Origin of the sequence: Campylobacter sp. B0100352/1 (genome assembly GCF_020135855.1) — a bacterium.
Classification (GTDB): Bacteria; Campylobacterota; Campylobacteria; order Campylobacterales; family Campylobacteraceae; genus Campylobacter_D; species Campylobacter_D taeniopygiae.
The window spans coordinates 1-1,796 of the sequence record NZ_JACHTP010000058.1 but is presented as its reverse complement, the minus strand read 5'-3'; the positions used below and the strand labels follow the sequence as shown (position 1 = coordinate 1,796).

Sequence of the window (1,796 nt, the reverse complement as noted above, 5' to 3'; positions counted from 1 at the left end):
TTATCTTTATCTAAATAATAAGGAAAACTTAGCATTAAAAGAATGGTTTTAAAATAAGAACTATTAATATCATTTATTTCTTTGCAAAGTTTTTCTGCTTCATCTTCATTTAACACTCTTAATTCTATATAATGATGAGTGATGAGATAATTGATGATTTTATGCATTTTTTCATCTAATTTTTCCTCTAAGTATTTCTCTTCGGCTTCTTGCTCTTTTAATTTTTTATCTTCATCGCCAAAGATTAAGTCATTAGCAAAACCTGCTACAAGCGTTCCCACTACTGCACCCACCACTGTCCCAACTATAGGAAAACCCGAGCCTATAGCCGCCCCAGTTGCAGCACCTGTGGCAATACGGGAAAGTATGGATACGCCAACTCTAGCTGCGATACTAGACGCTACTCTTGAGCTAGCTATCTTAGTTGCAGCACTGGAAGCAACCCTGCTAGTTTGAGTTAAGGCTTGTTTGGCGACATATTCACTATATTTACTTAATGGGGTTTTATTTAAGAGTTCTCCAACAAAAATACCAACACCTGTTTCACTCAAAGCTCTTACATTGGACTTTCCTTCTGCTTTAGCTAGAAAAAAATTCAATATTCCAAAATTCATTATTATTTTATAATGCATCATTGTCGCGATAGGCGAATCATGTTTTACACCAAACTTCATTATCCCTTTTTCAAAAGCCTCAGTGGCAAAACCTCCTGCAATACCTAAAGCATAAGGAGCAACATCTCCAAATACGCCTAAATCCCTTTTATCGCTAGGAGTGCTTTGAGTTTCCTTAGAATAAAACTCTAAACTTCCATAAATACTTTCATTCATCTTTCTTCTCTTTTTTTAATTCTTGCGCCTCTTTAAGGAAAGTGGTATCAATAAGGTTAAAATCTCCGCTTACACGTGAAAAGATTTTTTCAAATTCTTCATCACTTAAGCTCAGTAAATAAGGCATTACATGGGGTTTTATAATGGCATTAACTCTTGCAAAAAAACCATGTTTTATTTCTATTTCACGTCCGACAAGATTTACAATGTTGTATCTTCTACCTTTGAAAGTTTGTATAACTATATCTCCCCAACTATACACTGGGGTATAAGCATACACAAAAAAAGTTCCCAAAGGAAAAATTAATTCATTTCCAAAATAAAATTCAATCACAAGTTTTTCTTTTGTGATATAAATTCTTTTAAAATTTGCTGCTTGGTAGATCTCTTTTGCAAGTACATACAACCCAAAAAGAAAAATAGAAAGAACTATAAAATCTTTAAAATTTGTAGTATTGTTCAATCCCCTAGGAAGCAAATAAAGCACAAAACATAAAAGTCCAATGTGTATTATTCCATAAAATAAAAATATAGGTATATATTTTTTTGCTTCAAAAATAATTTCATCTTGAGTGTCTTGTTCTTTGATTTCTGTGTTGCTACTCATTTTTATCTTTTATCTATTCTGCTCTTACTTCTCCACCCTTAACCATAAGTCCATTAGAGTCTATAACTACTTCTACTCCACCTGCTTTAATAATCACGCAATTTTGATTTGCGGTGATAATAGTTTCTCCTACTTGCACAGTTGCTTCACTATCAGCTTTTAACTGATGAGTGGTTTTGGCATAGGTTGTGATATTATCAGCTACCATACTTGTGTTTTTATCGCTTTCAAATCCTATAGATTCATTACTTGTAAAAAGGATATTATCTTTACTTTTATAATCTATTTCTTTTTCGCTTAAAACTTGCACCTTATCACTAATATTAACATCCCAATGCCCCTCAACCACTTCCTTCCTA

The 1,796-nt window shown here is 32.9% G+C and carries 1 protein-coding gene and 2 pseudogenes; all 3 read right to left on the bottom strand.

What is annotated here, in order from left to right; genetic code table 11:
* Positions 1–830, bottom strand: a pseudogene (locus H2279_RS08435) (hypothetical protein); the annotation flags it as partial.
* On the bottom strand, positions 823–1,437 hold the full coding sequence (locus tag H2279_RS08430) for a hypothetical protein (protein WP_337196267.1): 615 nt from the start codon (positions 1,435–1,437) through the stop codon (positions 823–825). The gene H2279_RS08430 and the pseudogene H2279_RS08435, both read right to left, overlap by 8 nt.
* Before the next feature lie 13 nt (positions 1,438–1,450).
* Positions 1,451–1,796: pseudogene (locus tag H2279_RS08425) on the bottom strand (bacteriophage T4 gp5 trimerisation domain-containing protein); the annotation flags it as partial.